General features: G+C 73.9%; 20 protein-coding genes. 8 read left to right on the forward strand and 12 right to left on the reverse strand.

The genetic code is table 11. The features are described 5' to 3' along the window. The first annotated feature begins 71 nt into the window (after window positions 1-71). From ACI79T_RS19010 to ACI79T_RS19025, 4 genes are all read left to right on the forward strand, one after another. The gene (locus ACI79T_RS19010) at window positions 72-1,133 is read left to right on the forward strand and encodes a hypothetical protein (protein ID WP_456611663.1); all 1,062 of its coding nucleotides are present in this window, start codon (window positions 72-74) and stop codon (window positions 1,131-1,133) included. Window positions 1,134-1,215: 82 nt separating this feature from the next. Continuing rightward, window positions 1,216-2,202, forward strand: coding sequence for a lipoyl synthase (lipA, locus tag ACI79T_RS19015; RefSeq protein ID WP_456611664.1), 987 nt, complete (start codon window positions 1,216-1,218; stop codon window positions 2,200-2,202). Between the two features lie 60 nt (window positions 2,203-2,262). Beyond that, window positions 2,263-3,123 (forward strand): DUF4191 domain-containing protein, encoded by an 861-nt coding sequence (locus ACI79T_RS19020; RefSeq protein WP_456611665.1) that lies wholly within the window; start codon window positions 2,263-2,265, stop codon window positions 3,121-3,123. Window positions 3,124-3,247: 124 nt separating this feature from the next. Beyond that, a complete protein-coding gene (locus ACI79T_RS19025) occupies window positions 3,248-3,568 on the forward strand; it encodes a hypothetical protein (RefSeq protein ID WP_456611666.1) in 321 nt (106 codons plus the stop codon). A 153-nt stretch (window positions 3,569-3,721) separates the two neighbouring features. Here ACI79T_RS19025 and ACI79T_RS19030 read toward each other — a convergent pair whose 3' ends face one another. Beyond that, the gene (locus ACI79T_RS19030; RefSeq protein ID WP_456611667.1) at window positions 3,722-4,141 is read right to left on the reverse strand and encodes an RDD family protein; all 420 of its coding nucleotides are present in this window, start codon (window positions 4,139-4,141) and stop codon (window positions 3,722-3,724) included. A 167-nt stretch (window positions 4,142-4,308) separates the two neighbouring features. Here ACI79T_RS19030 and glnA (ACI79T_RS19035) point away from each other — a divergent pair, with 167 nt between their 5' ends. From glnA (ACI79T_RS19035) to ACI79T_RS19045, 3 genes are all read left to right on the forward strand, one after another. Continuing rightward, window positions 4,309-5,745 (forward strand): type I glutamate--ammonia ligase, encoded by a 1,437-nt coding sequence (glnA, locus tag ACI79T_RS19035; RefSeq protein WP_456611668.1) that lies wholly within the window; start codon window positions 4,309-4,311, stop codon window positions 5,743-5,745. Window positions 5,746-5,942: 197 nt separating this feature from the next. Then, window positions 5,943-8,060: a cutinase family protein gene (locus tag ACI79T_RS19040; RefSeq protein ID WP_456611669.1), complete on the forward strand. Its 2,118-nt coding sequence runs from the start codon at window positions 5,943-5,945 to the stop codon at window positions 8,058-8,060. A 273-nt stretch (window positions 8,061-8,333) separates the two neighbouring features. Next, complete coding sequence (locus tag ACI79T_RS19045) at window positions 8,334-9,476, forward strand: glutathione-independent formaldehyde dehydrogenase (protein ID WP_456611670.1); 1,143 nt, start codon at window positions 8,334-8,336, stop codon at window positions 9,474-9,476. 98 nt (window positions 9,477-9,574) lie between these two features. Here ACI79T_RS19045 and ACI79T_RS19050 read toward each other — a convergent pair whose 3' ends face one another. From ACI79T_RS19050 to ACI79T_RS19070, 5 genes are all read right to left on the reverse strand, one after another. Next, window positions 9,575-10,684, reverse strand: a complete 1,110-nt coding sequence (locus ACI79T_RS19050; RefSeq protein WP_456611671.1) for an L-dopachrome tautomerase-related protein — start codon at window positions 10,682-10,684, stop codon at window positions 9,575-9,577. Continuing rightward, window positions 10,681-12,240: an alpha/beta hydrolase fold domain-containing protein gene (locus ACI79T_RS19055; RefSeq protein WP_456611672.1), complete on the reverse strand. Its 1,560-nt coding sequence runs from the start codon at window positions 12,238-12,240 to the stop codon at window positions 10,681-10,683. The genes ACI79T_RS19050 and ACI79T_RS19055 overlap by 4 nt, the downstream gene beginning before the upstream one ends. Window positions 12,241-12,347: 107 nt before the next feature. Then, window positions 12,348-12,887, reverse strand: coding sequence for a DUF1353 domain-containing protein (locus tag ACI79T_RS19060; protein WP_456611673.1), 540 nt, complete (start codon window positions 12,885-12,887; stop codon window positions 12,348-12,350). Window positions 12,888-12,916: 29 nt separating this feature from the next. Further along, entirely contained in the window at window positions 12,917-13,612 is a 696-nt protein-coding gene (locus tag ACI79T_RS19065) for a Pr6Pr family membrane protein (protein WP_456611674.1), read from the reverse strand. 65 nt (window positions 13,613-13,677) lie between these two features. After that, entirely contained in the window at window positions 13,678-14,526 is an 849-nt protein-coding gene (locus ACI79T_RS19070) for an SDR family oxidoreductase (RefSeq protein ID WP_456611675.1), read from the reverse strand. A gap of 75 nt (window positions 14,527-14,601) precedes the next feature. On the opposite strand from ACI79T_RS19070, the gene ACI79T_RS19075 reads away from it, so the two are divergent. After that, a complete protein-coding gene (locus tag ACI79T_RS19075; protein ID WP_456611676.1) occupies window positions 14,602-15,615 on the forward strand; it encodes an iron-containing redox enzyme family protein in 1,014 nt (337 codons plus the stop codon). A 15-nt stretch (window positions 15,616-15,630) separates the two neighbouring features. Here the strand turns inward: ACI79T_RS19075 and ACI79T_RS19080 are convergent, their stop codons facing one another. The 6 genes from ACI79T_RS19080 to glnA (ACI79T_RS19105) form a co-directional block, all read right to left on the reverse strand. Then, window positions 15,631-16,524: a bile acid:sodium symporter family protein gene (locus tag ACI79T_RS19080; RefSeq protein WP_456611677.1), complete on the reverse strand. Its 894-nt coding sequence runs from the start codon at window positions 16,522-16,524 to the stop codon at window positions 15,631-15,633. Between the two features lie 232 nt (window positions 16,525-16,756). Beyond that, the gene (locus ACI79T_RS19085) at window positions 16,757-17,104 is read right to left on the reverse strand and encodes a CDGSH iron-sulfur domain-containing protein (protein WP_456611678.1); all 348 of its coding nucleotides are present in this window, start codon (window positions 17,102-17,104) and stop codon (window positions 16,757-16,759) included. A 31-nt stretch (window positions 17,105-17,135) separates the two neighbouring features. After that, window positions 17,136-18,260 carry an AMIN-like domain-containing (lipo)protein gene (locus ACI79T_RS19090; RefSeq protein ID WP_456611679.1) on the reverse strand — a complete coding sequence of 375 codons (1,125 nt, stop codon included), beginning with the start codon at window positions 18,258-18,260 and terminating at the stop codon, window positions 17,136-17,138. 117 nt (window positions 18,261-18,377) lie between these two features. After that, complete coding sequence (locus tag ACI79T_RS19095; RefSeq protein ID WP_456611680.1) at window positions 18,378-21,476, reverse strand: bifunctional [glutamine synthetase] adenylyltransferase/[glutamine synthetase]-adenylyl-L-tyrosine phosphorylase; 3,099 nt, start codon at window positions 21,474-21,476, stop codon at window positions 18,378-18,380. Next, window positions 21,473-22,213 carry a type 1 glutamine amidotransferase gene (locus ACI79T_RS19100; protein WP_456611681.1) on the reverse strand — a complete coding sequence of 247 codons (741 nt, stop codon included), beginning with the start codon at window positions 22,211-22,213 and terminating at the stop codon, window positions 21,473-21,475. Before ACI79T_RS19100 ends, ACI79T_RS19095 begins: the two co-directional genes overlap by 4 nt. A 45-nt stretch (window positions 22,214-22,258) precedes the next feature. Beyond that, on the reverse strand, window positions 22,259-23,599 hold the full coding sequence (glnA, locus tag ACI79T_RS19105; protein WP_456611682.1) for a type I glutamate--ammonia ligase: 1,341 nt from the start codon (window positions 23,597-23,599) through the stop codon (window positions 22,259-22,261). Window positions 23,600-23,772 lie beyond the last annotated feature (173 nt).

Below are 23,772 nucleotides of genomic sequence, written 5' to 3' on the forward strand. Positions count from 1 at the left end.
GGTCTCGGGGTGTGCGTACCGGCCGGACCGGGCAGGATGATCGCCAGACGATCAACTCGGAGGTGCAGCACGTGTTCCACAAGAAGACGCGCGGCGAGATCATCAGCGCCGAAGTGCAGGAGGGCCTGGCCCACCTGGGGACGGCGGTGACCGAGGCCGGTCGCGCCGCCGCCGAACAACTGGCCCCCCACGTGGAGGCGGCCCAGCGGGCCGTCGCCCCCAAGGCGGCCGCCGCCGCGGCGGTGGCCGTGCCGGCCGTGGCCACCGCCCGGGAGAGCCTCGGCGACCGCGTGGACGCCGCTCGCGACGCCATCGGCCCGCGCCTCGATGCCGCCCGTGAGGCCGCCACGCCGCGGGTCACCGCGGCACAGCTGGCCGCCGCACGGGCCGCCGCCGACTTCGGCCCTCGGGTGGAGGCGGCCCGCGGGGCAGCGCAGAAGGCGTACCGGGACGACCTCGCCCCGCGCCTGACCGCGGCGCAGGCCGCGGCCCTGGGCTACGCGACCCCGCGGGTCGCGCTGGCGCGCGAGGCGGTGTCGCCGGCGCTGGAGAGCGCCCGCGGCACCCTGGTCGCCGGGGTGGACAGCGCCCGCAGCGAGATCGATGCCCGCCGCGCCGAGTTCGCGGCCGCAGCGGCGGAGTCGACCCGCAAGGCGCGGAAGACCGCGAAGAAGGCCCGCAAGAAGGCCGGCAAGAAGCACCGCGACTTCGAGAAGGCTGCCGCCGCCACGGCGAAGACCGTGAAGCGCCGGACGGGCGTGCAGCCGGAGCCGCGCCGCTGGCCGTGGGTGTTCGTTCTGCTGGCCGCGGGTACTGCAGCGTTCGTCCTGCTGCGTCGCAAGAAGGCTGACGCGTGGACGCCCGCACCGGCCGGCGACGGCCCGGTGCCCAGCTACCGAGAGGACCCCGTGCCCAGCTCCGACAGCACCTCCGGCAAGACCGTGTCCACCGCCGACACCACCGGCGACTCAGCGCCGCCGGAGTCGGACATGGGAGTCCGCGACGCCCAGTTCGTCGACGGTGACGGCGCCGACAGCGCAAGCGAGGACATCAAGAACACCCCGGAACCCTTCACCTCCGGGGGCGGCGCCACGGAGGGCCCCACCGCGGGTCCGGACGACAAGCAGGTCTGACCGCGCACGCCGTTCCACCGCCGCAGCCCCCGTCGCCCCGCGCGACGGGGGCTGCGTCGTCTTCGCGAGTACCGTGGGGATCATGAGCGAGGCACCCCCGAGGAACCCTGAGCAGACCCCCGTCCAGGACTCCCGGATCGAGCCCGCCGGCCGGAAGATGCTGCGCCTCGAGGTGCGCAACAGCCAGGTGCCGATCGAGCGCAAGCCCGAGTGGATCAAGACGCGGCTGAAGACCGGACCGGAGTACACCGAGCTGAAGTCGCTGGTCCGCCGCGAGGGCCTGCACACCGTCTGCGAAGAGGCCGGCTGCCCCAACATCTACGAGTGCTGGGAGGACCGGGAGGCCACGTTCCTCATCGGTGGTGACCAGTGCACCCGGCGCTGCGACTTCTGCCAGATCGACACCGGGAAGCCCGCCGACTTCGACGCCGACGAGCCGCGGCGCGTCGCCGAGAGCGTCGCGACGATGGGGCTGCGGTACGCCACCATCACCGGCGTCGCCCGGGACGACCTGCCCGACGGTGGCGCCTGGCTCTACGCCGAGACCGTGCGGCAGATCCACGCCCAGCTGCCCGGCTGCGGCGTCGAGCTGCTGATCCCCGACTTCAACGCCGACCCGGCCCAGCTGGCCGAGGTCTTCTCCTCCCGGCCCGAGGTGCTCGCGCACAACGTCGAGACGGTGCCCCGGATCTTCAAGCGCATCCGCCCCGGGTTCCGCTTCGAGCGGTCCCTGTCGGTGATCACGGCCGCCCGCGAGGCCGGTCTGGTCACGAAGTCCAACCTGATCCTGGGCATGGGCGAGGAGCCGGAGGAGGTCGTGGAGACGATGCGGGCGCTGCACGACGCCGGGTGCGACCTGCTCACCATCACCCAGTACCTGCGCCCCTCGCCGCGGCACCACCCCGTCGTCCGGTGGGTCAAGCCCGACGAGTTCGTGCAGTTCCAGAAGGACGCCGAGGAGATCGGCTTCCCGGGCGTCCTGGCCGGCCCCCTCGTGCGCAGCTCCTACCGCGCCGGGCGGCTCTACCAGCAGGCGATCGAGGCCCGCGGGCTCGCCCACCAGGGCTGACCGGCGGTTCGGCACCGGCGGGTGCGGGGCGGGCGCGACCGGCGGCCCTATCCTGGGTCCATGGCACGCAGCAAGTCCTCTGACCCCACCGCCCCGGGCGGCAGCGCCGGGCGCACGCCGAAGGACGGTGGGCGCGGCCGGAGCTCCGGTGCCACCGCCTCCGGCTCCACCGCCTCCGGCAAGACGGGCAAGGCGGGCAAGGCGCCGAAGCTGGACAAGAACGGCCAGCCCAAGGTCGGCCGGATGAAGAAGCTCCGCGGCCAGGCCGGCATGATCAAGCAGGCCTACACCCTCACGCGGAAGAACGACCCGAAGCTCCCCTGGATCATGTTGATCTGGTTCGTGGCGGTCGCCGCGGTCGTCGAGCTGATCGGCATCCTGCTGAGCTCGCCGTTCATCTTCCTCCCGCTGGCCCTGATCGCCGGTGGCCTCGCCGCGCTGATCGTCTTCGGCCGTCGCGCCCAGGGATCGGCCTACCGGCAGGTCGAGGGCCAGCCCGGCGCGGCCGCGTGGGTGCTCGAAGGCATGCGGGGCGACTGGCGGGTGTCCTCCGGCGTCGCGGGCACACCGCAGATGGATGCGGTGCACCGGGTGCTGGGCCGGCCCGGGATCATCCTGGTCGGCGAGGGCTCCCCGGTCCGCGTCCGCGGGCTGATCGCGCAGGAGAAGAAGAAGATCGCCCGCGTGGTCGGCGACACCCCGATCTACGACGTCGTCGTGGGCGACGACGAGGGCCAGGTGCCGCTGAAGAAGCTGAGCACCCACGTGATGAAGCTGCCGCGCAACCTCAGCGCCGCCGAGGTCAACTCGCTGGGCCGGCGGATGAGCGCGCTGGGCGGCCCGCGCATGCCGGTCCCCGGGGGCCCGCTGCCCGGCGGCCGGCAGATGTCGGTCAGCCAGCGCCAGGTCCGCCGGCGCTGACCAGCACCGCCGTCGAAGGGCCTCGTCCGAGCCGGACGGGGCCCTTCGTGCTGTACCGCCCCTCTCCCCGGAGGTGCGTCGCCATCCCGGCACCCCGGCCAGGCGTCGCCGCGATACTGGGTGCATGACGTCACGGGGCGAGGTCCGCGTGTGGCATGCCGAGGAGGGCTGGGGGGTCCTCGACTCGGCGGCCACTCCGGGCGGCTGCTGGACGCACTACTCGGCCGTCCTCGTCCCCGGGTACGGGGCTCTCGATACCGCAGCGGCCGTGGAGTTCACCTTCGAGACGGCTGAACAGGACGGGTACGCGTTCCGGGCCGTCGAGGTGTGGCCTGCTGACCAGTCGCCGGTGCGCGACGCCGACGTCGTCTCCGGCCCATCCCCCGCCTACCGCTCCACGCTGACGCTCACCTCCGACAGCGAAGCCGAGACCGGCGGGTCGTGACACGGCACGGCGGTGCGTCGCGCCCGTCGCGCACGCCCCTCACCGACGGACGACCACGTAGGCACCGGCATGTCGGTCATGACGTCGGCGAACCGCAGCGGCGGCCGGTTCCGTCAGGGACCCGTCACACCGTCACCGCAGGAGGGGCGGGTCTCAGTCGAGGACGACGGCGGTTCCGGTGAGCCGGTCGTGCAGACCGCGGCCGTCGGCGTCGACCAGCAGCGCCGGGACCAGCAGCATCAGCAGCGCGGTGCGGACGACGGCACGCCACAGCGCGAGCCGGGCCCCCGGCGCGGGGTGGGCCAGCCGCATCCCGAACACCCGGTGACCGGGCGTCTGGCCGAACAGCACCAGCGTGACGACGGTGAGGACGCCGAACACCACGAGGCTCCAGTTGCCCGGGCCGGCAGGCGCCGTGAACGCCCAGCCGATCAGCGCCGTCCCGAGCGCGTCGACGAGGAAGCCGCCGACCCGCCGGCTGAAGGGGGCCAGGGAACCGGGCCCGGAGGCGGGCAACCCCAGGGAGGCGCCGCGATCCGGGGCCTGAGAGGGTTGTTCCGCATTCCTGACCATGACCGCAAGCGTAGTAAGCGCACCCGCTGCCCCCTGCCCTGCAGAGGGCAGACATGACGAGCGACACGCCCAGCGCGTTGTTACCGCCCCGAAACACTCGGGACACGGCGGGGCAACTCCCCGCTCGTAGCGTCCCGTTCGGCCGTCCGCCCACACCCGGAGGATCGATGTTCACCAGTCCCGACGAGGTCGCCGCCTACATCCGCGACAACGACGTCGAATTCGTCGACGTCCGCTTCTGCGACCTGCCCGGCGTCATGCAGCACTTCACCATCCCTGCGTCGACGTTCGGCGAGGACACGTTCAGCGAGGGCCTCGGCTTCGACGGCTCCTCGATCCGCGGGTTCCAGGCGATCAACGAGTCGGACATGCTGCTGCTGCCCGACGCCAACAGCGCGTTCGTGGACCCGTTCCGCAAGCACAAGACGCTGAACGTCAACTTCTTCATCCACGACCCGATCACGCGTGAGGCCTACAGCCGCGACCCGCGCAACGTCGCGAAGAAGGCCGAGGCCTACCTGGCCTCCAGCGGCATCGCCGACACCGCGTACTTCGGCCCGGAGGCGGAGTTCTACGTCTTCGACTCGGTCCGCTACGACACCACGATCAACCAGGGCTACTACCACATCGACTCGGTCGAGGGTTCCTGGAACAGCGGTTCCCCGACGGGCGAGAACGGCGTCGGCCCGAACCGGGGCTACAAGGCCCGCCCCAAGGGCGGCTACTTCCCGGTCGAGCCCTACGACCAGCAGAGCGACCTGCGCGCCGACATGATGAAGAACCTGATCGGCGCCGGCCTGGAGCTCGAGCGGGGGCACCACGAGGTGGGCACCGGCGGTCAGGCCGAGATCAACTACAAGTTCGACACGCTGCTGCGCTCGGCCGACAGCCTGATGCTGTTCAAGTACGTCATCAAGAACACCGCCTGGGCCGCCGGCAAGACCGCGACGTTCATGCCCAAGCCGCTCTTCGGTGACAACGGCTCCGGCATGCACTGCCACCAGAGCCTCTGGAAGGACGGCCAGCCGCTCTTCCACGCCGAGACCGGCTACGCGGGCCTGTCCGACATGGCCCGCCACTACATCGGCGGCCTGCTGGCCCACGCCCCCTCGCTGCTGGCCTTCACCAACCCGACGGTGAACAGCTACCACCGCCTGGTGCCCGGCTACGAGGCCCCGATCAACCTGGTCTACTCGGCCCGGAACCGGTCGGCCTGCCTGCGCATCCCGATCTCCGGCGACAGCCCGAAGGCCAAGCGCATCGAGTTCCGCGTGCCCGACCCGTCGGCCAACCCCTACCTCGCCTTCTCGGCGATGCTGATGGCCGGCCTCGACGGCGTGAAGAACAAGATCGAGCCGCCGGCGCCGGTCGACAAGGACCTCTACGAGCTGCCGCCCGAGGAGGCCCTGGGCATCGAGAAGGTGCCCGCGTCGCTGGACGCCGCGCTGGACAACCTCGAGACCGACCACGAGTACCTGATCGACGGCGGGGTGTTCACGCCCGACCTGATCGAGACGTGGATCGACTACAAGCGGGCCAACGAGATCGACCCGATCCGCCTCCGCCCGCACCCGCACGAGTTCGCGATGTACTACGACATCTGATCTCGCCTGCTGCACGCCGCGGCCCCCGACCTCCTCGAGGTCGGGGGCCGCGGTGCTTCCGGTCGTCGCGGGCAGCCGGCCCGGAGCCGTAGCCGACACCCCGTCCGGCGGCGTAGCGTCCGGAACCCTCAGGCAGATGTGCACCCGGCAGCGATCGCCCGCCGTGCGGTGCCCGTCTCCGTTCCGGGGGAGTCGTCGTGGGCCTTGCACGTCGGAGCGCGCTGGCGATCGGCAGCGTCGTCGCGCTGCTCACCTCGTCCGCCGCCGTGACGATCGCCGCCGGAGCCGAGCCGGGCGACTGCCCGGACGTGGCGATCGTGGGGGCGCGCGGGTCCACGGAGCCGAGCACCACGGCCAACCGCGGGATGGGCACGAACGCCGACTACTTCGCCGACGGGCTCGAGCGCGAGCTGACGGCCAGGCACGGCGGCGGGCTGGTCGTCGCGAACCTGCCCGTGGCGCACTCCCCCACGGCGGTCAGCGCGCTGACCCCGACGCGGACCGAGCTCACCGCGCTCGGCGACCCGGCCCGGCGGGCCGCGGCGATGGACCGCTACACGACCGAACGCCTCGGGACCTACGCGCGCAGCGTCGACCAGGGTGTCGGCTCCGCCGTCGACCAGATGGCCGCACTGCACGCCCGGTGCCCGGGCACGGGCTTCGTCCTCGCCGGCTACTCGCAGGGCGCCATGGTGGTGCACCGGGTGCTGACCCGTCTCGCGGACGACGGTCGGACCGACCTGCTGTCGCGCGTCACCGCCGGCGTCCTCGTCGCCGACGGGGACCGGGTGGGCCAGACCGCTGCCACGCGTCGCGGCACGGCGGCCTCGACCGCGCAGGGGGTCCGCACCGCGCTCCGGCCCGCCGGCCGGGACGTCGCCGCAACTCCCCCGGTGTTCGATCTCTGCCTCGCCAGGGACATCGCCTGCGACTTCGATCCGGTGCGTCTCCTGCAGCAGGGCGTCTCCCCGTCGCTGTCGGCGCTGAAGCAGGCGTCGCAGATCCACACCGGCACCGGCTACCGCCCCCTGATGCTGCAGGCCGCCCGCGAGATCGCCGCGTCGTTCACCCCGGTTCCGGCGCCCACGCCCACCTCCTCGGCGCCGAGCACGACGACGGCCCCCACCACGACGACCCCCAGCACGACCACACCGCCACCCACCACCACGACGACCCCCAGCACGACCACACCGCCACCCACCACGACGACGGCCCCCAGCACGACCACACCGCCGCCCACCACCACGACGGCCCCCAGCACCACCACGCCGCCCCCGGAAGGTGGGTCGGCCGCGCTCGCCGCCTTCCTCGCGGCCCGCGCCGACAGCGCCGCCGGCCGCGGCCCGCTCGACGTCGTGGTCGTCGGCGACTCGGTCGCCGAGGGCCGTGACGTGGGCAAGGGCAACCGGTGGGTGGACACGCTGCTCAACCTGATGCGCGACCGCTACCAGCCGCCCGGCATCGCCGGTGGCGAGGGCTACGTGCCCGCCTACTACGCCGCCGGCGGCATGACCGACCGCTTCACCTTCGGCGGCACGTCCACGCTGGGTTCCCAGTACGGCTTCGGGATGCGGGCCAACCACATGCCCTCCGGTGCGGGGAACTCGATGACCGCCACCTTCACCGGGACGTCGTTCGAGCTGCACTACGCCAGCAGCCGCAACACCGGGACGATCACCGTCTCCGTCGACGGCGCGCCGGGCACCCCCGTCCCGACCGCCGGCGGGGACTACACCCCGAGCGACGGCGGCAGTTGGACCTCACCACCGCTGTCCCGCGGCACGCACACGGTCACGCTGACCAACACCAGCGGCCGGACCGTTCTGGTCGAGGGCATCAGCGTCTACGACGGCGACGAGTCCGCCGGGGTCCGCCTGTGGGAGGCGGGGCACTCCGGCTGGCAGGCCGAGGACTACGCCAACCGGCCGACCGCGGCGCAGCACGGCCAGGCCGTCGCCTCCGCGGCGCCGCACCTGGTCGTGGTGGCGCTCGGCTACAACGACGTCGTCGCCGGGTTCACCGCGGCACAGTTCCGCGACTACCTCACCGCTACCGTCGCGCACCTCCGTGGCCCCGACGTCGGGCCCGACCCGTCGGTGCTGATCGTCGGGTACCCGCGGCGCACCGACGTCCCCGCCGCCGCCTGGGACGCCTACCTCCAGGCCATGGCCGGCGTCGCGGCCGACCAGGGGTACGCGTTCGCCGACCTCTCCACGCTGCCGGACTTCGGCATGTCGGCCGACGGGGTGCACCCGACCGCGGTCGGGCACACCCAGATCGCCGAGGCGCTCGACCGGGTCCTGGCCGCCGCCTGACCTCCTCCTGGATCGCCGTGACCGCCGACCTCCCCTTCGACGAGGGCTTCGACGACCTGATCCTGAACACCAGCGTCGCGCAGCACGGCACAGCCACCTCTGCTGTACGCGATCCGGGTGTGCACACCGGGTCGTCGGGTAGGAGGCGACGGTCACGAGGGTCACCGGGGCGCCGCGCCTCGGCGCCACCCCGCTTCCGGTCGCTCTCCCCCCGGTCGCCGACCGTGCCGGCACCCGCCGTCGCGGTCGGCCGCCCGACAGACAGGAGCGCACATGAGAGCCGTCGTCTACCGCGGACCGAAGAACGTCTCCGTCGAAGAGGTCCCCGATCCGTCGATCCAGTCGCCGACCGACGCGATCATCCGGATCACCACCACCAACATCTGCGGGTCGGACCTGCACATGTACGAGGGCCGCACCTCCGTGGAGGAGGGCAAGGTCCTCGGCCACGAGAACATGGGCGTCGTCGAGGCCGTCGGCGACGGCGTCGACCGGATCAAGGTCGGCGACCGGGTGTCGGTGCCGTTCAACATCGCCTGCGGCACCTGCCGCAACTGCACAGACGGCTGGACGTCGTTCTGCCTGCGCGCCAACCCGACCGAGGGCATGGACGGCGCGGCCTACGGCTACGCCAACATGGGCCCCTACGACGGCGGCCAGGCCGAGTACCTGCGGGTGCCGTGGGCGGACGTGAACCTGCTGCGCCTGCCCGAGGGCACCGAGCACGAGAACGACTTCACGATGCTGTCGGACATCTTCCCGACCGGCTGGCACGGGGTGGAGCTCTCCGGCTTCCAGGTCGGTGACCGGGTCGCCGTCTTCGGCGGCGGGCCGGTGGGCCTGATGGCCGCGCACAGCGCCATGGTCCGCGGCGCGTCGCAGGTCTTCGTGGTCGACAAGGAGCCCGACCGCCTCGCGCTGGCCGGGAAGTTCGGCGCCACCCCGGTCGACTTCAGCGCCGCGGACCCGGTCGAGCAGCTGCTGGACGCCACCGGCGGGCGCGGCGTGGACCGCGGGGTCGAGGCGGTCGGCTACCAGGCGCACGACGCCACCGGCGAGGAGCACCCCGAGCTGGTGCTGGACAACCTGGCGCAGGTGGTGCGCTCCACCGGCGGCATCGGCGTCGTCGGCGTGTACATGCCGCAGGACCCCGGGGCGGCCGGCGACCTGGCCAAGGAGGGGCGGATCCCCTGGCAGTTCGGGACCTTCTTCACCAAGGGCCAGTCGATGGGCACCGGGCAGGCCCCGGTGAAGCGGTACAACCGGCAGCTGCGCGACCTCATCGTCAGTGGCCGGGCGAACCCGGGCCTGATCACCTCGCACGAACTCGGCCTGGATCAGGCCGCCGAGGGCTACCAGCACTTCGACGACCGCGACAGCGGCTGGACCAAGGTGCTGCTCAAGCCCGGCGCGTGAGCACAGCCCCTGCGGCGCCGCGCACGTGAGCTCGGCACCGGACGACGCAGCCCCCGCCGGGAGATCCCGGCGGGGGCTGCGTCGTGCGGGCCCGCGGTTCAGCGCAGGCGCACCGGACCGGCGTCGATCGGGGTGCGGAACAGCACGTAGGGCGGGCGGCGCTGGTCCTGCCCACCGCGGTACTTGTCCTGCCGGTACAGCTGGTTGGCCGTGACGTAGAGGTAGCCGTCGGCGGCGACCGACATGGTGTCGGGCCACAGCAGCCGCGGATCGTGCACCACGGTCTCCCACGTCCCGTCGGGCAGCCGCCGGTGGATGGCGTCGTGTTCCCCGTCGGTCACGTACAGCCGGCCCCGGTCGTCGGTCTCCATGCCGTCGCCGACTGAGCCCTTGTCGCCCTCGTCGGTGACCGTGGCGGCGACCGCGTCGTCGTCGGCCGACCGGTCGGTGAGCGCGTCGACCGACACGCTCCACCACCGGCGGGAGGCCAGGCAGCAGTAGTACAGCCGGCTCCCGTCGGCGGCGATCGCGATGCCGTCGGCCCCCATCAGCACCGGGGAGGTGCTGCCGTCCTCCGCCCGCTCGACGAAGTCCTGGCCCTCCACGACCATCCGCAGCGCCGGCGCGGCCACGGCCTTGGTCGACGGGTGGTCGTGCAGCCGGCGCCAGCTCTCCCCCGACGCCAGGTCCACCACGATGATGCCGTTGGGCCCCTGGTCGGAGGAGTCGGTGATGTACGCCGTCCCCGACTCCCCGCGGCGCAGGTCGAACCGGACGTCGTTCAGATAGGTGGTCGGCAGCGCGACGTCGGCCGGGAACAGGATGGTCTGCACCACCTCGTCGGTGCTCAGGTCGACGCAGACCAGCTTGGGCCCGCCGTGCTCGGTCGGCCGGAACATCGGGCTGCCGGTGTCCAGCAGCCACAACCGGTCCGCCGGGTCGACGACGACGCTCTGCACGGAGACGAGCCGCTCGGGGTCTGCGTCGGAGCGGTTGTCGTTGCGCTCCTGGCTCGGGAACGCCACGACCTCGCCGTCCCGCAGCTCCCCGACGGTGAAGGCGACGTCGTCGCCCCACTTCGGGTAGCAGACGAACACCCGGCCGGTGTGCGAGACGGTCACGCCGGTCGGCATGGCGCCGTGGAAGAGGTGGACGACCTCCAGCCGGCCCAGTGCCTCGTGGACCGCGGGCTCCCCCGCGCCGGTCACGCCGTCGTCCCGAAGGCGCGCCGGAAGTGCTGCGCCGCCTCCTGCTGGGCCTGCTCGGCCTTGTCCAGGACGGCCGCGGCCCCGAAGAACTCGTGCATGACGCCCTCGTAGTACCGGTGCGTCGTGGGCACCCCGGCCGCCTCGAGGTCGGTGGCGAACTGCTGCCCCTGGCTGCGCAGCACGTCGCGCTCGTCGGTGATGACCAGCGTCGGAGGCATCAGCGACCGCTGCTCCGGCGTCCAGTCCAGCAGGGCGATGCGCGGGTCCGTCGCCGCTTCCGGCTTCCCCTGGAAGGCGTGCATCGCCATCCACGACAGCAGCGCCCGGTTCAGGGGGCGGGCGTCGGCGGCGTCCTCCATCGACTCGCCGAACTGCTCACCGGTGGTCAGCGGGTAGACGCAGACCTGCGCCAGCGGGAGCGGCTGGTCGTTGACCGCCAGCGTCAGCGCGGTGGCCGGTGCCATGTTCCCGCCGACCGACTCGCCGCCGATCGCCATGCGGGTCGGGTCGCCGCCGAGCTGGGCGGCGTTCTCCCGCACCCAGGTCCAGGCGGTCAGGACGTCGTCGTGGGCCGCCGGGAAGACCGCCTCGGGCGCCCGCCGGTAGTCGGGGCTGACGACGATCGCGCCGGTCTTGTTGCACAGCCCCCGGCAGGAGTCGTCGTAGTGGTCGTCGATGTCGAACAGGACCCAGCCGCCGCCGTGGATCCACATGATGATCGGCAGCGCGCCCGGCCAGGTACCGCCGGGCTTGTAGACCCGCAGCCGCTGCTGCCCGCCCGCACCGTCGGGGATCATCAGGTCGTCGATCGAGCCGACCGGCTCGGGGCCGTCGATGCCCCGCTCGGCCATGACCTTCTGGACCGCCTGCTTGGGGCCCGGCTGCGTGCGCGCCTGGTCCGGGGTGAGGATCTCGAAGGGCAGCGGTCCCAGCGAGGAGTGCGCGTCGATGATCGCCTGCGCCTGGGGGTCGAGCAGCCCGGAGGGGTCGGTGGCCATCTCCTTCTGCTTGCCCGACAGGACGTCGCGCACGTGGTCCAGCGGCTTGGCCAGCATCCCGGCGATCCGCTCGGCCAGGCCCTCGTCGGGTGCGTGCGGGTGCGGGCGGGTCGGCGCCTGGCGCTTGGCCGCCAGGAACTTCTCCCCCAGCTCGGCCATGCGCTCGGGGCCGGCCTTCGCCCGGAACTCCGGCAGCTCCTCCCCCTCCTCGTCCTGCACGTGGTGCCGGACGAGCGAGATCAGGTCGGTCACCGCCTGCTCGAACCCGGGCTCGCCGGGCTCCGTGCGGCCGAGGACGACGAGCAGCTCCTTGATCCGCTGGTGCTCGTGCTCGGCGTCGTCGTGCTCGTCGGTCATGCCGAGCTCCGGCCAGATCGGGTAGAGCACCGTCTCCTCGGCGAAGGCGTGCAGCGCCAGCTGCACCGAGATCTGGTCCACGAGCACCCGCCGGTTGCCGCGGCGGGCCTCCAGGTGCTGGAACTGCCGCTCGACGGCGGCGTGGTCGTCGGCGATCAGGTGGTCGATGTCGCCCGGTTGCGTTGCGTATGCCAGTGCCATGAGGGCCTCCGGATCGGTTGCGCACGATCGGTCCCCCGTCCGCCTACCCGGCGTCCGCGGCATCGACACGGCGTCCGGCCACCGGCGTCGCCGGTCGCGGCGACGCGTCAGGTGCGGAAGGACCCGGCGTCCTCGGGCGACGACCCGGTGAGCAGGCCGACGGCGGCCTCGACGAGGCCGTAGAGCACCAGCGCCGCGGTGATGAGCGCCGCGGGCGGCAGGACCACCGGCGCCGCCAGCAGCGAGATGCCCAGCACGGCCGGCGCGCTGCGCCACCAGCCCGTGCCGCGCACCGGATCGGCGAAGGCCCCCCACCGCACCCCGCACCACATCAGCCACCGCCGGACCACCGGCACACCGCTCTCCCGAAGCACCCGCCGGAAGACGCCGTCGGCGTCCCGCGCGGTCACCACCCCGCCGACGATCCCGGCGGTGCAGAGCCAGTCGTGCAGGATCGCCGCGGCCGTGAAGCGGCCGAACCGCGGCACCAGCCACACCACCACGCGCGGCACCGTGGCGAAGTCGGTCACGAACCCGGCGGGCACCACGAAGCGGTCGCGGTCCCCGGCGTAGACCAGCGGCTCGACGACCGTCCACCGCTGCTCGTCCAGCCGCCGCACCACGACGTCCCCGGCCTCGAACGGCACCGCCCCTCCTCTCCGTTCCCCCGTCCCGCTCAGCGCAGGGCCGGGGCGCTCCCGCGGTCGGCCCGCGACGCCGGTGCGCCGGTGGCCGCCAGGCGGCGGTCGACGAACCGGAACAGCAGCAGGAAGGCCAGGGCGAGCAGGACGACGAACGCGAGGTTGCGGAGCGCGGTGGCGTAGCCCTGCGCACCGACGTCCATGAAGTCGTAGGGGTACCAGCCGGTGACGGTGCCCTGCGCGAGGATCCAGCCGATCCAGGCCACCGGCCAGAGGAGGGCACGCGCGACCACGGCGCCGTCGATGCGGGGCCGCGGCCCGAGGACCAGCCAGCCGACGACGGTCATGACCGGCGAGGCGTAGTGCTCACCGGCGTTGGTCCAGGCGTCGATCCCCGCCGGGTCGTGCAGCGGCGCCAGGACGACGGCGTAGACGATCCCGGTGATGGTGATCCCCAGCAGCGAGGCCAGCCGGACCACCCGCCACAGCCGGCCGTCGTGGCCGGGGTCGCGCACCAGCGGGAGCACGGCGGCCAGCACCAGCAGGTTGCTCTGGACCGTGAAGTAGCTGAAGAACCGGACGATCCGCTCCGCCACCCCCAGCGAGGGGTCCTCCGGATCGGCCAGGTGCAGGACGAACTCGGTGCCGACGGAGGCCGCCACGACCACCGCGAGCACCGCCCACCAGGCACGCGCCGCGCTGCGGGTGCTCCGGCTCGGCGTCTCGGTCACGCGCGGATCATGCCAAGCCGCCCGCCCGGGACGACCGGGTGGCCGGAGGGGCGCCGCGCCGGTCGCTAGGGCCGCGTCCGGCGGGCAACCGCCCGGGCGGCGACGGCACCGATCCGGTCGGCGTACCGGGACAGGCCCGCGTCGAGCAGCCGGGCGACCGGGGGCAGCTCCCCCAGCCGGGCCGCCCCCGCCCACCGCGGCACCGCCACCGTGCGGGACCGCGGGGCGGTGAGGCACTCGGCGATCCGGTCGGCCACCCGCTCGGGCGCGATGCCGCGGGAGAGCCGCCCGCGCGCGTCGGCGTCCGAGCCCGGGGGGTGGCCGTGGCCGCGGGCCAGCCACTCGGTCGCCACGAAGAACGGGTTGACGGTGTGCACCCGTACGCCCCGGGCGGTCACCTCCCGCCGCAGCCCCTTCACGAAGCCGTGCACCCCGGCCTTGGTCGACGAGTAGACGGTGAGCGGCGGCACCTGCGACCACGCGGCGACCGACGACACCATGACGACGTCGGCCCGGCCACGGTCGGCCGACGCGCGGACCAGGTGCGGCAGCGCCAGGCGGCTGAGCTCCACCACCCCGGTCAGGTTCGTGGCGACGATGCCCTCCACGACCTCGCCCGGCATGTCCTCGAGCAGGCCGGCCCAGCCCAGCCCGGCGTTGTTGACGACGGCGTCGAGCCGGCCGTGCTCGGCCAGCACCCGGTCCAGGAGCGCGGCGCGGCTGCCGGCGTCGGCGACGTCGGCGACCACGGCGGTGACACCGGCCAGTCCGCCGACCGCCTCCTCCAGCCGGTCGCCGTGGCGGGCGCAGGTGACGACGCGGGCGCCGTCGGCGGCGAGCCGGGCGACGGTGGCGCGCCCGATGCCCGCGCTGCCACCGGTGACGAGGACGACGCGATCGCGGAGGGCGCTCATGGCCACCTCCTACCCCCGGGCGACATCACACGCACGGGTGCATCGTTTGCGCGGCCACTGGGCATGCTGCCGATCATGCGCCTGCCCGAACCCCGCGGCCCGCTCAGCGACGCCCTCGCCTCCGACCTCGCCACCGGCGCCGGTCTGGCGGCCTCGACGATCGCGTGCGCCGAGGCTCTGCCCGCCGACCCGGCCGGTGCCCTGACCGACGACGACCTCCAGCTGTCCCTGGCCGTCTGCTACGAGCTGCACTACCGGGGCTTCGACGGCGTGTCGGAGGACTGGGAGTGGGATCCGGCGCTGCTGCAGCTGCGCGCCGGGCTGGAACGACGGCACCTGGCGTCGCTGCGGGAGCTGGTGGGCGAGGTGCCGGTCACCGAGGAGCCGATCGACCGGCAGCTGACCGCGCTGATCGCCGCCGACGACAGCCCCTCGCTGTCGCTCTTCATGGCCAAGACGGGCAGCCTCGAGCAGTGGCGGGAGTACCTGACCCTCCGGGCGGTGTACCACCTCAAGGAGGCCGATCCGCACACGTTCGCCATCCCCCGGCTCTCCGGGCGGACGAAGGCGGCCATGGTCGAGATCCAGGCCGACGAGTACGGCGGCGGCTCGGCCGAGCGCATGCACAGCGAGCTGTTCGCCGGGCTGATGCGCGACCTCGACCTCGACGGTGGTTACGGGGCCCTCTGGGACGAGGCGCCGGCCGTGGCCTTCGCCTCGGTCAACACCATGTCCTTGTTCGGCCTCCACCGGCGTTGGCGCGGCGCGGCGCTGGGACACCTGGCCACCGTCGAGATGACCTCCTCGGAGCCCAGCCGGCGGTACTCCGCCGGGCTGCGCCGGCTGGGCTTCGACGCGGGGACGACGGTCTTCTACGACGAGCACGTGGAGGCCGACGCCGTCCACGAGCAGATCGCCTCGGTCGACATGTGCGGGTCGCTGGTGGCCGGCGAGCCCGAGCTGACCGGCGACGTCCTCTTCGGCGCAGCGGCCTCGCTGGCCATGGACGGGCTGGCCGCCACGCACCTGCTCGGCGCGTGGGAGGCCGGTCGGTCCGCCCTCCGCCGGCAGGAGGTGCTGGCGGCCTGACCCGGCCCGCCGGCGTCAGCCGGCGCGGACCGGCTCGCCGCCGTCCCGGGCCGCGGCGCCGGCGCGGGTGATCGCCCAGCCGAAGAGGGCCGCCACGGGGAACATGAGCACCCCGTAGACGGCGGCCGGTACGGCGAGCTCGACGCTGCCCAGCACGCTGACCGCGACGGCGATCGCGAGGGTGCTGTTGTGGATGCCGATCTCGAAGGAGCTGGCGATCGACTGGGTGCGTCCGATGCCCAGCAGCCGCGGCACCCCGAAGCCCACCGCCAGGCTGCACAGGCAGAAGACCAGCGCCGGCAGGCCGACGTCGCGCAGGTAGTCCCCGACGTTGTCGCGCTCGGCCACCATCGTCCCGACGATCACCAGCGCGAGCACCACCGCGGACAGGATGCGCACCGGCTTGTCCATGCGGTCGGCGAACGCCGGCGCCGACCTGCGCACCAGCATGCCCAGCGCGACCGGGACGAGCACGATGGCGAAGACCTGCAGCGTCTTGCCGAACTGCAGGCCCAGCGTGCCGGCCTCCGGCGGGTCGAAGAAGCCGACCGCCAGGTTGGTCACCAGGGGCAGCGTGACGACGGCGATCACCGAGTTGATGGCGGTCAGGCTGATGTTGAGCGCGACGTCGCCCCGGAAGAGGTGGCTGAACAGGTTCGCGGTCGTCCCCCCGGGTGAGGCCGCGAGCAGCAGCATGCCGACCGCCAGGAGGGGCGGGAGGTCGAAGGCGAGGACCAGGCCGAAGCAGAGCACCGGCAGGAGCAGCAGCTGCAGCGCGAGCGCGATGACGACGGCCTTCGGCTGCCGTCCGATCCGGGCGAAATCGGCCGGCGTGAGCGACAGGCCGAGGCCGAACATGACCACCGCGAGGGCGAGCGGCAGCGCGACGGTGCTGAGCGCGGAATCCATGGGGTCCTCCGATCGGGCGCCGGCCGGACCGAGGTCCCCGGCGATGCGTTGCCGCGCATGATGCGCGATCCAGGTCACATCCCGACACCCCGGCCGGGCCGACACACCCGTCCGGGCGGTGCGACCCGCGCCGTCCTCGGCGAGCCGGATCCCGTCCGATGGCCCTGCGCGCAACGCCGCCTCCCGCACCGGGCGGGGGCGCCGCGCGCGCCGTCGTCCCGCCGTGGGCGGGTCAGTCCTCCCCGCGCCGGATCTGCGCGGCCGGACGCGGCCGGCTGGGAGCACTCGGCGCGGAGAAGCCGGACCGCTTGTGCGAGCCGTCGCAGAACGGCTTGATCCCGGACTTGCCGCACCGGCACAGCGCGATGGTCTCCCGGCCCGGGTCGATCTCGGCTCCGTCCTGGTCCACCAGCCGGAAGTTGCCCCGGACGAGCAGCGGACCGTCCCGGTAGGGGGTGATGGTGGCCCCGCCGGCCGCCTCCGCCCCGGCCGCCTCCGCCCCGGCCGCCTCCGCCCCGGTCTCGACGTCCTCCGGCAGCTCCGGCCCGACCGGCAGTGATCCCGACACGACCTCCAGCATGCCCTGCACCCGTCGGCCCGCGGCCGCCCGGTCAGCCACCCTGGACCGTCACGGTCTCGATCATGCGGTCGAGCACCCGCACGTTGCGCGCGTAGTCGAACTGCCGCAGGTCGATGGTGTTGACCACCAGCGTGCGCGGTTCGTCCTGCCCCCCACCGAGGTCGACGACGTAGGAGGTCGACCGCACCCCCTCGGGCCAGAGGCCGGCGCCCGAGGAGACCCGCTCGACCCGCACCGCGGTCCGGCCGTCGACCGTGGTCTCGGTCCGGCTCAGTTCGTCGGCACGACCCGCGTCCACGACCCGGTCGAACGGGATGGACTCCACCGAAGCGGTGACCGCTCCGACGCGGGCGTCGGTACCGGCCGGGACCGTGAACGGCTCCGGGGCGAACCGGGTGCACGCGGGCACGGTCAGCCCCGAGTTGACCGACCAGGACTCCGGATAGGAGATCGAGAAGCCGGCCGGGCTCGTGCAGCGCTGCGAGAGCGCGACGGGAGCCGTCGCCTGCTCCGCGAGGATGTCGACCACGATCCGCTGCGGCGAGTCCAGCGTGCCGACCGCGAACGGCCGTTCCTGGTCCACCCCGGCGAAGTAGGTGTAGCGCCCCTCGAAGAGGGTGTCCTCGACCAGGGTGTCGAGCACGGCCGCGTCCTCGACGGTCAGCGTGGACGCCCCCTCCCAGGGCTCCACGCCCGCCGGCGCATCGCCCGGCAGCGCGATGTTGGTCAGCGTGATGCCGAGGACCGCCTCGCCGGGCACCTCGACCGGAGCGCCCGACCCCTGGGACCGCGACTCGTCGGTGTAGCCGATCTGCCAGCCCGCCGCCCCCTCGCCGGCGAGCTGGAAGACGATCCGGTCGAAGCCCTCGTGGGCAGCGAGCCGCACGTCGGTGAGCGCCACCGGCGGCCCGTCCCCCGGGGCGGTGGACTCGGCGGTGTCACCGTCGCCCACCGGTTCCGGCGCATCCGGACCGCCGTCGGGGGACTCGTCGTCCGGCTCGCCACCGGGGTCACCGCCCGGGTCGCCGTCCGGCTCGGTAGCGGTCGGGGACGCCGTCGGCGACGCGGTCGGGTCGGCGTCGGTCGAGGTCCCACCGTCCGACGTGCACGACGTGAGGAGCAGAGCCGCGCAGATTCCGGCGGGGAGGAGGCGCATCGCACGTCCTGACGTGGGGTCGGGGACAGGGCTTCCTCCTCCCCTTGCCAGCCCCGGCCGTTCTCAACCCCGCGCGGCGCATTGCCACCGGATCGACATGCGCGCCCCGGGCGGCCCTCAGGACTGCGGCGGCTGCCCGTAGAAGACCTGCTCCACGACGGTGCGGGCGTGCCGGGTGGTCCGCCGGTAGTCGTCGACGAACTGGCCCGGGTCGTCGTCGGGGCCGTAGCCACAGGCCCGGGCCACCCCGCCGAGCTCCAGCCCGGGCCGCGGCAGCTGGTCGCTGGGGCGCCCCCGGACCAGGAAGATCGCGTTGCGCGCCCGGGTCGCCAGCTCCCACGCCACCCGGAGGGCCTCGGCCTGGTCGGCGTCGAGCCGGCCGGCCTCCGCCAGGACGCGCAGCGCCTCGATGGTGGAGGCGACCCGCAGCGCGGGCACCTCGGCCGCGTGCTCGAGCTGGAGCAGCTGGACGGTCCACTCGACGTCGGCGAGCCCGCCGCGCCCGAGCTTGGTGTGCGTGGCCGGGTCGGCGCCGCGGGGCAGCCGCTCCCGCTCCACCCGCGCCTTGATCCGCCGGATCTCGGCGACCTGCTCGGCGCCGAGCCCGTCCGCCGGGTAGCGGATCGGGTCGATCATCGCGACGAACGCCGCGCCGAGCTCCTCGTCGCCGGCCACCGGCACCGCGCGCAGCAGGGCCTGCACCTCCCAGACCGACACCCAGCGCTCGTAGTACTCCCGGAACGCCGAGAGGCTGCGCACGAGCGCTCCCTGCCGGCCCTCGGGCCGCAGGTCTGCGTCCACCTCGAAGGCGGGATCGGGGGCGGGCTCGGCGAGCAGCCGCCGCAGCGTGTGCGCCACGGCGTTGGCCGCGGCCGAGGCCTTCGTCTCGTCGGCGCCCGGGCGGGCGCGGTGCACGAACAGCACGTCGGCGTCCGAACCGAAGCCCATCTCCGCCCCGCCCAGCCGGCCCATGCCGACGACGGCGAGATCCATGGGCAGGTCGGCGACGGCGAGGCCGGCCTCCCCCGCGTGGGACCGCAGCGCCGCGTCGAGCCCGGCCTGCAGGGTGGCGGCGGCGACGTCGGTGAGTGCCCGGCCGACCCGGTGCACGTCGAGCCGGCCCAGCAGGTCGGCGGCGGCGATCCGCAGCAGCTCCTGCCGGCGCAGCGCCCGGATCACCCGGATGCCCGCCTGCGGGTCCGGGGCCCGGCCTGCGGCCAGCCGCCAGGCCTTGGCCAGGGCGGCCGCGCTGCGCGGTTCCAGCTCGGCGTCGTCGGCGAGCAGCCGCAGCGCCTCGGGGGTCCGGGTCAGCAGGGAGGCCACGTACTGGCTGGAGCCCAGGAGCTGGGCGAGCCGCTCGGCCACCTGGCCCTCGTCGCGGAGCAGCCGCAGGAACCACTGGTTGCCGCCCAGCGCCTCGCTGACCTGCCGGTAGGCCAGCAGCCCGGCGTCGGGGTTGGGGCAGGAGGCGAACGTCTGCAGCAGCACCGGGAGGAGGTACTTCTGCATCGAGGCGGACCGGGAGACCCCGCCGGTGAGCGCGGCCAGGTGCCGCAGCGCCCCGTCCGGGTCGGCGAAGCCCAGCGCCCGCAGCCACTCGCCCGCGGCCTTGCTGCCCAGCTGCGCGGCCTCGGCCGGGACCCGGGCCACGGCCGACAGCAGCGGCCGGTAGAAGAGCTTCTCGTGCAGCCGGCGCACCTCGCGGGTGTGCAGCGCCAGCTCGGCCCGCAGCACCTCGACGGCGTCGCCGCGGTGGTCGGGCTTGTAGCCGAGGGAGCGGGCCAGCCAGCGCAGCTGCTGCTCGTCGGTGGGCAGCAGGTGGGTACGCCGCAGCCGCAGCAGCTGCAGCCGGTGCTCGACGGTGCGCAGGAAGCGGTACGAGGCGATGAGCGTGGCGGCGTCCTCGCGCCCGACGTAGCCGCCCGCGGACAACGCCATGAGCGCCGGGACGGTGCCGCCGACCCGCAGCGTGGGGTCCACCCGGCCGTGGACCATCTGCAGCAGCTGGACGGCGAACTCGACGTCGCGCAGCCCGCCGCGGCCCAGCTTGAGCTCCCGCTCGGCCTGCGCCGGGGGGATGTTGGCCTCCACCCGGCGGCGCATGGCCTGCACCTGGCCGACGAACCCGGGCCGGTCACCGGCCTTCCAGACCAGCGGCCACAGCTGCTCGACGTAGGCGCGGCCCAGGTCCGGGTCGCCGGCCACCGGGCGCATCTTCAGCAGCGCCTGGAACTCCCAGGTGTCGGCCCACTGCTCGTAGTAGGCGGCGTACCCGGCGACGGTGCGGACCAGCGCCCCGGCCTTGCCCTCGGGGCGCAGCGCGGCGTCGACCTCCCAGGCGGCCTCGTGGCAGATGCGCATCAGCGCGGCGGCCACCCGGGTCGCGGCGCCGAGCGCCGCGGCCTCGGGGTCCCCCGGGTCGACCGGCTCGGCCACGAAGACGACGTCGACGTCGCTGACGTAGTTCAGCTCCCGGCCGCCGGTCTTGCCCAGGGCGATGACCGACAGCCGGCAGGACGCCGCGTCCGCGGGCTGCTCGGCGACCGCGACCGCCAGGCCCGCGGTGAGCACCGCGGCGGCGATGTCGGCCAGCTCGGCGGCGGCGTCCTCGGCCGGCACGCCGTCGGCGAGGTCCCGCCCGGCCAGGGAGAGGATCGCGCGCCGGTAGGCGAACCGCAGGGCCCGCACCCGCTCCGGCGCGGCATCCGGCGCGGCCGCCCCCAGCCGCACCCCCCACGGCGGGTCGTCGGGATCGGCGCCGACGGCGAGCAGCATCTGCCGCTCGAGCGCGTGCGGCGTCGGCCGGTGCGGGCCGTTCTGCTCGTCGTCGAGGACCTCCCAGTCCAGCGGGTGGGCGGCCAGGTGGTCGGCCAGCCCGGAGCTCGCGCCCAGCACCGCGAGCAGGCGGCCGCGCAGGTGGCCGGATCCGCGCAGCCGGGCCAGCAGCGTGGCGGCGGCCTCCCCGCTGTCGTCGGCGTCGTCGAGCGCCTCGATCAGCCGGTGCAGCGACCGGACGGCGAGGTCCGGGTCACCGGCCCGGGCCAGCGCGGCGACGACCGGACCGGCCTCGGGGTCGGCCGGCTCGTTGCGCTCGAGGTCCCACAGGCCCAGCGCGGGGTCCGCCAGCAGCCGCGCGGCGCGTTCGCCGTCCTCGAAGCCGAACCGGACCAGGCGCACGACCGCCCGGCGCGGGATCTCCGCCTGGGGCGCGGTCATGCCCGCGTCCCGGCGCGGGAGCGGACCAGGTCGGCGAAGCGGGCGGCGAACGGCTGCCAGGCCTCGGCGACGTCGTCGTGGGCGGCGTCCGCCCGCACGCACAGGGTCTCGAGGGCCAGCGGGGAGGCCGCCACGCCGACCGGGTCGCTCCCGGCCCAGGCGCGGACCATCTCCGGCGTCGTCTCGATGTGGAACTGCAGCCCGTAGACGCACTCCCCGACCCGGAAGGCCTGGTGCGGGTAGTGCGGGTTGCCCGCCAGCAGCGTGGCGTCGCGCGGCAGCTCGGAGATCTCGTCGTGGTGCCACTGGATGACGTCGGGCGAGAGCGGCAGCGGGCCGAACACCGGATCGGCGTCCGCGGCGTCGCGCTTGGCCACCAGCGTGGCCCCGACCTCCGGACCGTCGACCCCGACCCGGGTGCGGCCGCCACCCACCTGCGCCAGCAGCTGGGCGCCCAGGCAGATCGCCAGGGTGGGCAGGTCGGCGTCGACCGCCCGGCGGAGCAGGTCCCGGACGCCGACGAGCTCGGGGCTGGTGGCCTCGTCGTCCAGCGACGACTGCGGGCCGCCCAGGACCAGCAGCCCGTCCACCTCGTCCAGGCCGCCGGGCAGCGGGTCACCCAGCTTCAGGTGCCGCTCGTCGAGCTCCAGCCCGGCGGTGCGCAGCCACTCCCCCAGTCGCGCGGGCGGGTCGGTCTCGCTCGGGACGACGACGAGCAGGCGGCCGCGGGAGGTCACGCGGTCGAGGTTAGTGGCCGCGCCGCGTGCCCCGTCACGGCCCGCTCAGAGACCGGGCAGGTAGCGCTGCAGCTCGAACGGCGTGACGTTCTGGCGGTAGGAGTTGAACTCCTCCCACTTGTTGCGCAGGAAGAACTGGAAGACGTGCTCGCCGAGGGTCTCGGCGACCAGCTCGCTGCCCTGCATCGCCGTCAGCGCCTCGCCGAGGCTCACCGGCAGGTCCTCGTACCCCGCCGCCCGGCGCTCGGTGTCGGTGAGCGACCAGACGTCGTCCTCGGCCTCCGGCGGCAGCTCGTAGCCCTTCTCGATGCCGCGCAGGCCGGCGGCCAGCAGGACGGCGAAGGTCAGGTACGGGTTGCACGCCGAGTCGGGCGAGCGCACCTCGACGCGCGCCGACTGGCCCTTGTTCGGCTTGTAGCTGGGGAGCCGGACCAGGGCGGAACGGTTGGCCCGGCCCCACGTCGCCGCCGTCGGCGCCTCGGTGCCGGCCAGCAGCCGGCGGTAGGAGTTGACCGTCTGGTTGGTGACCGCGGTCATCTCCCGGGCGTGGGTGAGCAGCCCGGCGATGAACTGCTTGCCGGTGGTCGACAGCCGCATCGGGTCGGCCTGGTCGTGGAAGGCGTTGCGGTCGCCCTCGAACAGCGACAGGTGGGTGTGCATCGCCGAGCCGGCCAGTTCGGTGAACGGCTTGGGCATGAACGTCGCGTGCACGCCCTGGGCCAGCGCGACCTCCCGCACCACGTGCCGCAGGGTCATGATGTTGTCGGCCATCGACAGGGCGTCGGCGTAGCGCAGGTCGATCTCCTGCTGGCCGGGCGCCACCTCGTGGTGGCTGAACTCCACCGAGATGCCCATCGCCTCGAGCGCGAAGACCGCCTCGCGCCGGAAGTCGTGCGCCACGTTGTGCGTGGACAGGTCGAAGTAGCCGCCGGTGTCGGCCGGCTGGGGGGCGCTGCCGTCGGTGGGCAGGTCCTTGAGCAGGAAGAACTCGATCTCGGGGTGGGTGTAGAAGGTGAATCCCATGTCGGCGGCCTTGGCCAGGGTCCGGCGCAGCACGTGGCGCGGATCGGCCCAGGACGGCGAGCCGTCGGGCAGCGTGATGTCGCAGAACATGCGGGCGGTCACGCTGGCCCGCCCCTCGCGCGCCGGCATCACCTGGAAGGTGCCGGGGTCGGGCTTGGCCAGCATGTCGGACTCGTAGACGCGGGCGAAGCCCTCGATCGCCGAGCCGTCGAAGCCGATGCCTTCCGCGAACGCCGCCTCGATCTCGGCCGGGGCCACCGCGACGGCCTTCAGGTAGCCGGAGACATCGGTGAACCACAGCCGCACGAAGCGGATGTCTCGCTCTTCCAGGGTCCGCAGGACGAACTCCTGCTGTCGGTCCATGCCGGCCATGATCCAGTCCGCTCGTTTCGGGGGTGTGACGTCGGTGCAAGCCTGCCCCGTCCGGGCGGTTCGCACACGGTTCCGCGCCACGGCACCGCCCGTGTCGCGGCCGGCCGGTCCACGGCGCGGCAGACCCGGTACGGCGCCCCCACCTGGCCGCCGGCCCTGCGGAG

This window comes from Blastococcus sp. SYSU DS0619 (assembly GCF_054051035.1).

Excerpts from the sequence above, each read along its gene's own strand:
- ACI79T_RS19085 (WP_456611678.1), bottom strand. The coding sequence starts at position 17,104 with ATGCTGGAGGTCGTGTCGGGATCACTGCCGGTCGGGCCGGAGCTGCCG.
- ACI79T_RS19025 (WP_456611666.1), top strand. The coding sequence starts at position 3,248 with ATGACGTCACGGGGCGAGGTCCGCGTGTGGCATGCCGAGGAGGGCTGG.
- ACI79T_RS19045 (WP_456611670.1), top strand. The coding sequence starts at position 8,334 with ATGAGAGCCGTCGTCTACCGCGGACCGAAGAACGTCTCCGTCGAAGAG.
- ACI79T_RS19075 (WP_456611676.1), top strand. The coding sequence starts at position 14,602 with ATGCGCCTGCCCGAACCCCGCGGCCCGCTCAGCGACGCCCTCGCCTCC.
- ACI79T_RS19055 (WP_456611672.1), bottom strand. The coding sequence starts at position 12,240 with ATGGCACTGGCATACGCAACGCAACCGGGCGACATCGACCACCTGATC.
- glnA (WP_456611682.1), bottom strand. The coding sequence starts at position 23,599 with ATGGACCGACAGCAGGAGTTCGTCCTGCGGACCCTGGAAGAGCGAGAC.
- ACI79T_RS19020 (WP_456611665.1), top strand. The coding sequence starts at position 2,263 with ATGGCACGCAGCAAGTCCTCTGACCCCACCGCCCCGGGCGGCAGCGCC.
- ACI79T_RS19070 (WP_456611675.1), bottom strand. The coding sequence starts at position 14,526 with ATGAGCGCCCTCCGCGATCGCGTCGTCCTCGTCACCGGTGGCAGCGCG.
- glnA (WP_456611668.1), top strand. The coding sequence starts at position 4,309 with ATGTTCACCAGTCCCGACGAGGTCGCCGCCTACATCCGCGACAACGAC.
- lipA (WP_456611664.1), top strand. The coding sequence starts at position 1,216 with ATGAGCGAGGCACCCCCGAGGAACCCTGAGCAGACCCCCGTCCAGGAC.
- ACI79T_RS19090 (WP_456611679.1), bottom strand. The coding sequence starts at position 18,260 with ATGCGCCTCCTCCCCGCCGGAATCTGCGCGGCTCTGCTCCTCACGTCG.
- ACI79T_RS19080 (WP_456611677.1), bottom strand. The coding sequence starts at position 16,524 with ATGGATTCCGCGCTCAGCACCGTCGCGCTGCCGCTCGCCCTCGCGGTG.
- ACI79T_RS19030 (WP_456611667.1), bottom strand. The coding sequence starts at position 4,141 with ATGGTCAGGAATGCGGAACAACCCTCTCAGGCCCCGGATCGCGGCGCC.
- ACI79T_RS19095 (WP_456611680.1), bottom strand. The coding sequence starts at position 21,476 with ATGACCGCGCCCCAGGCGGAGATCCCGCGCCGGGCGGTCGTGCGCCTG.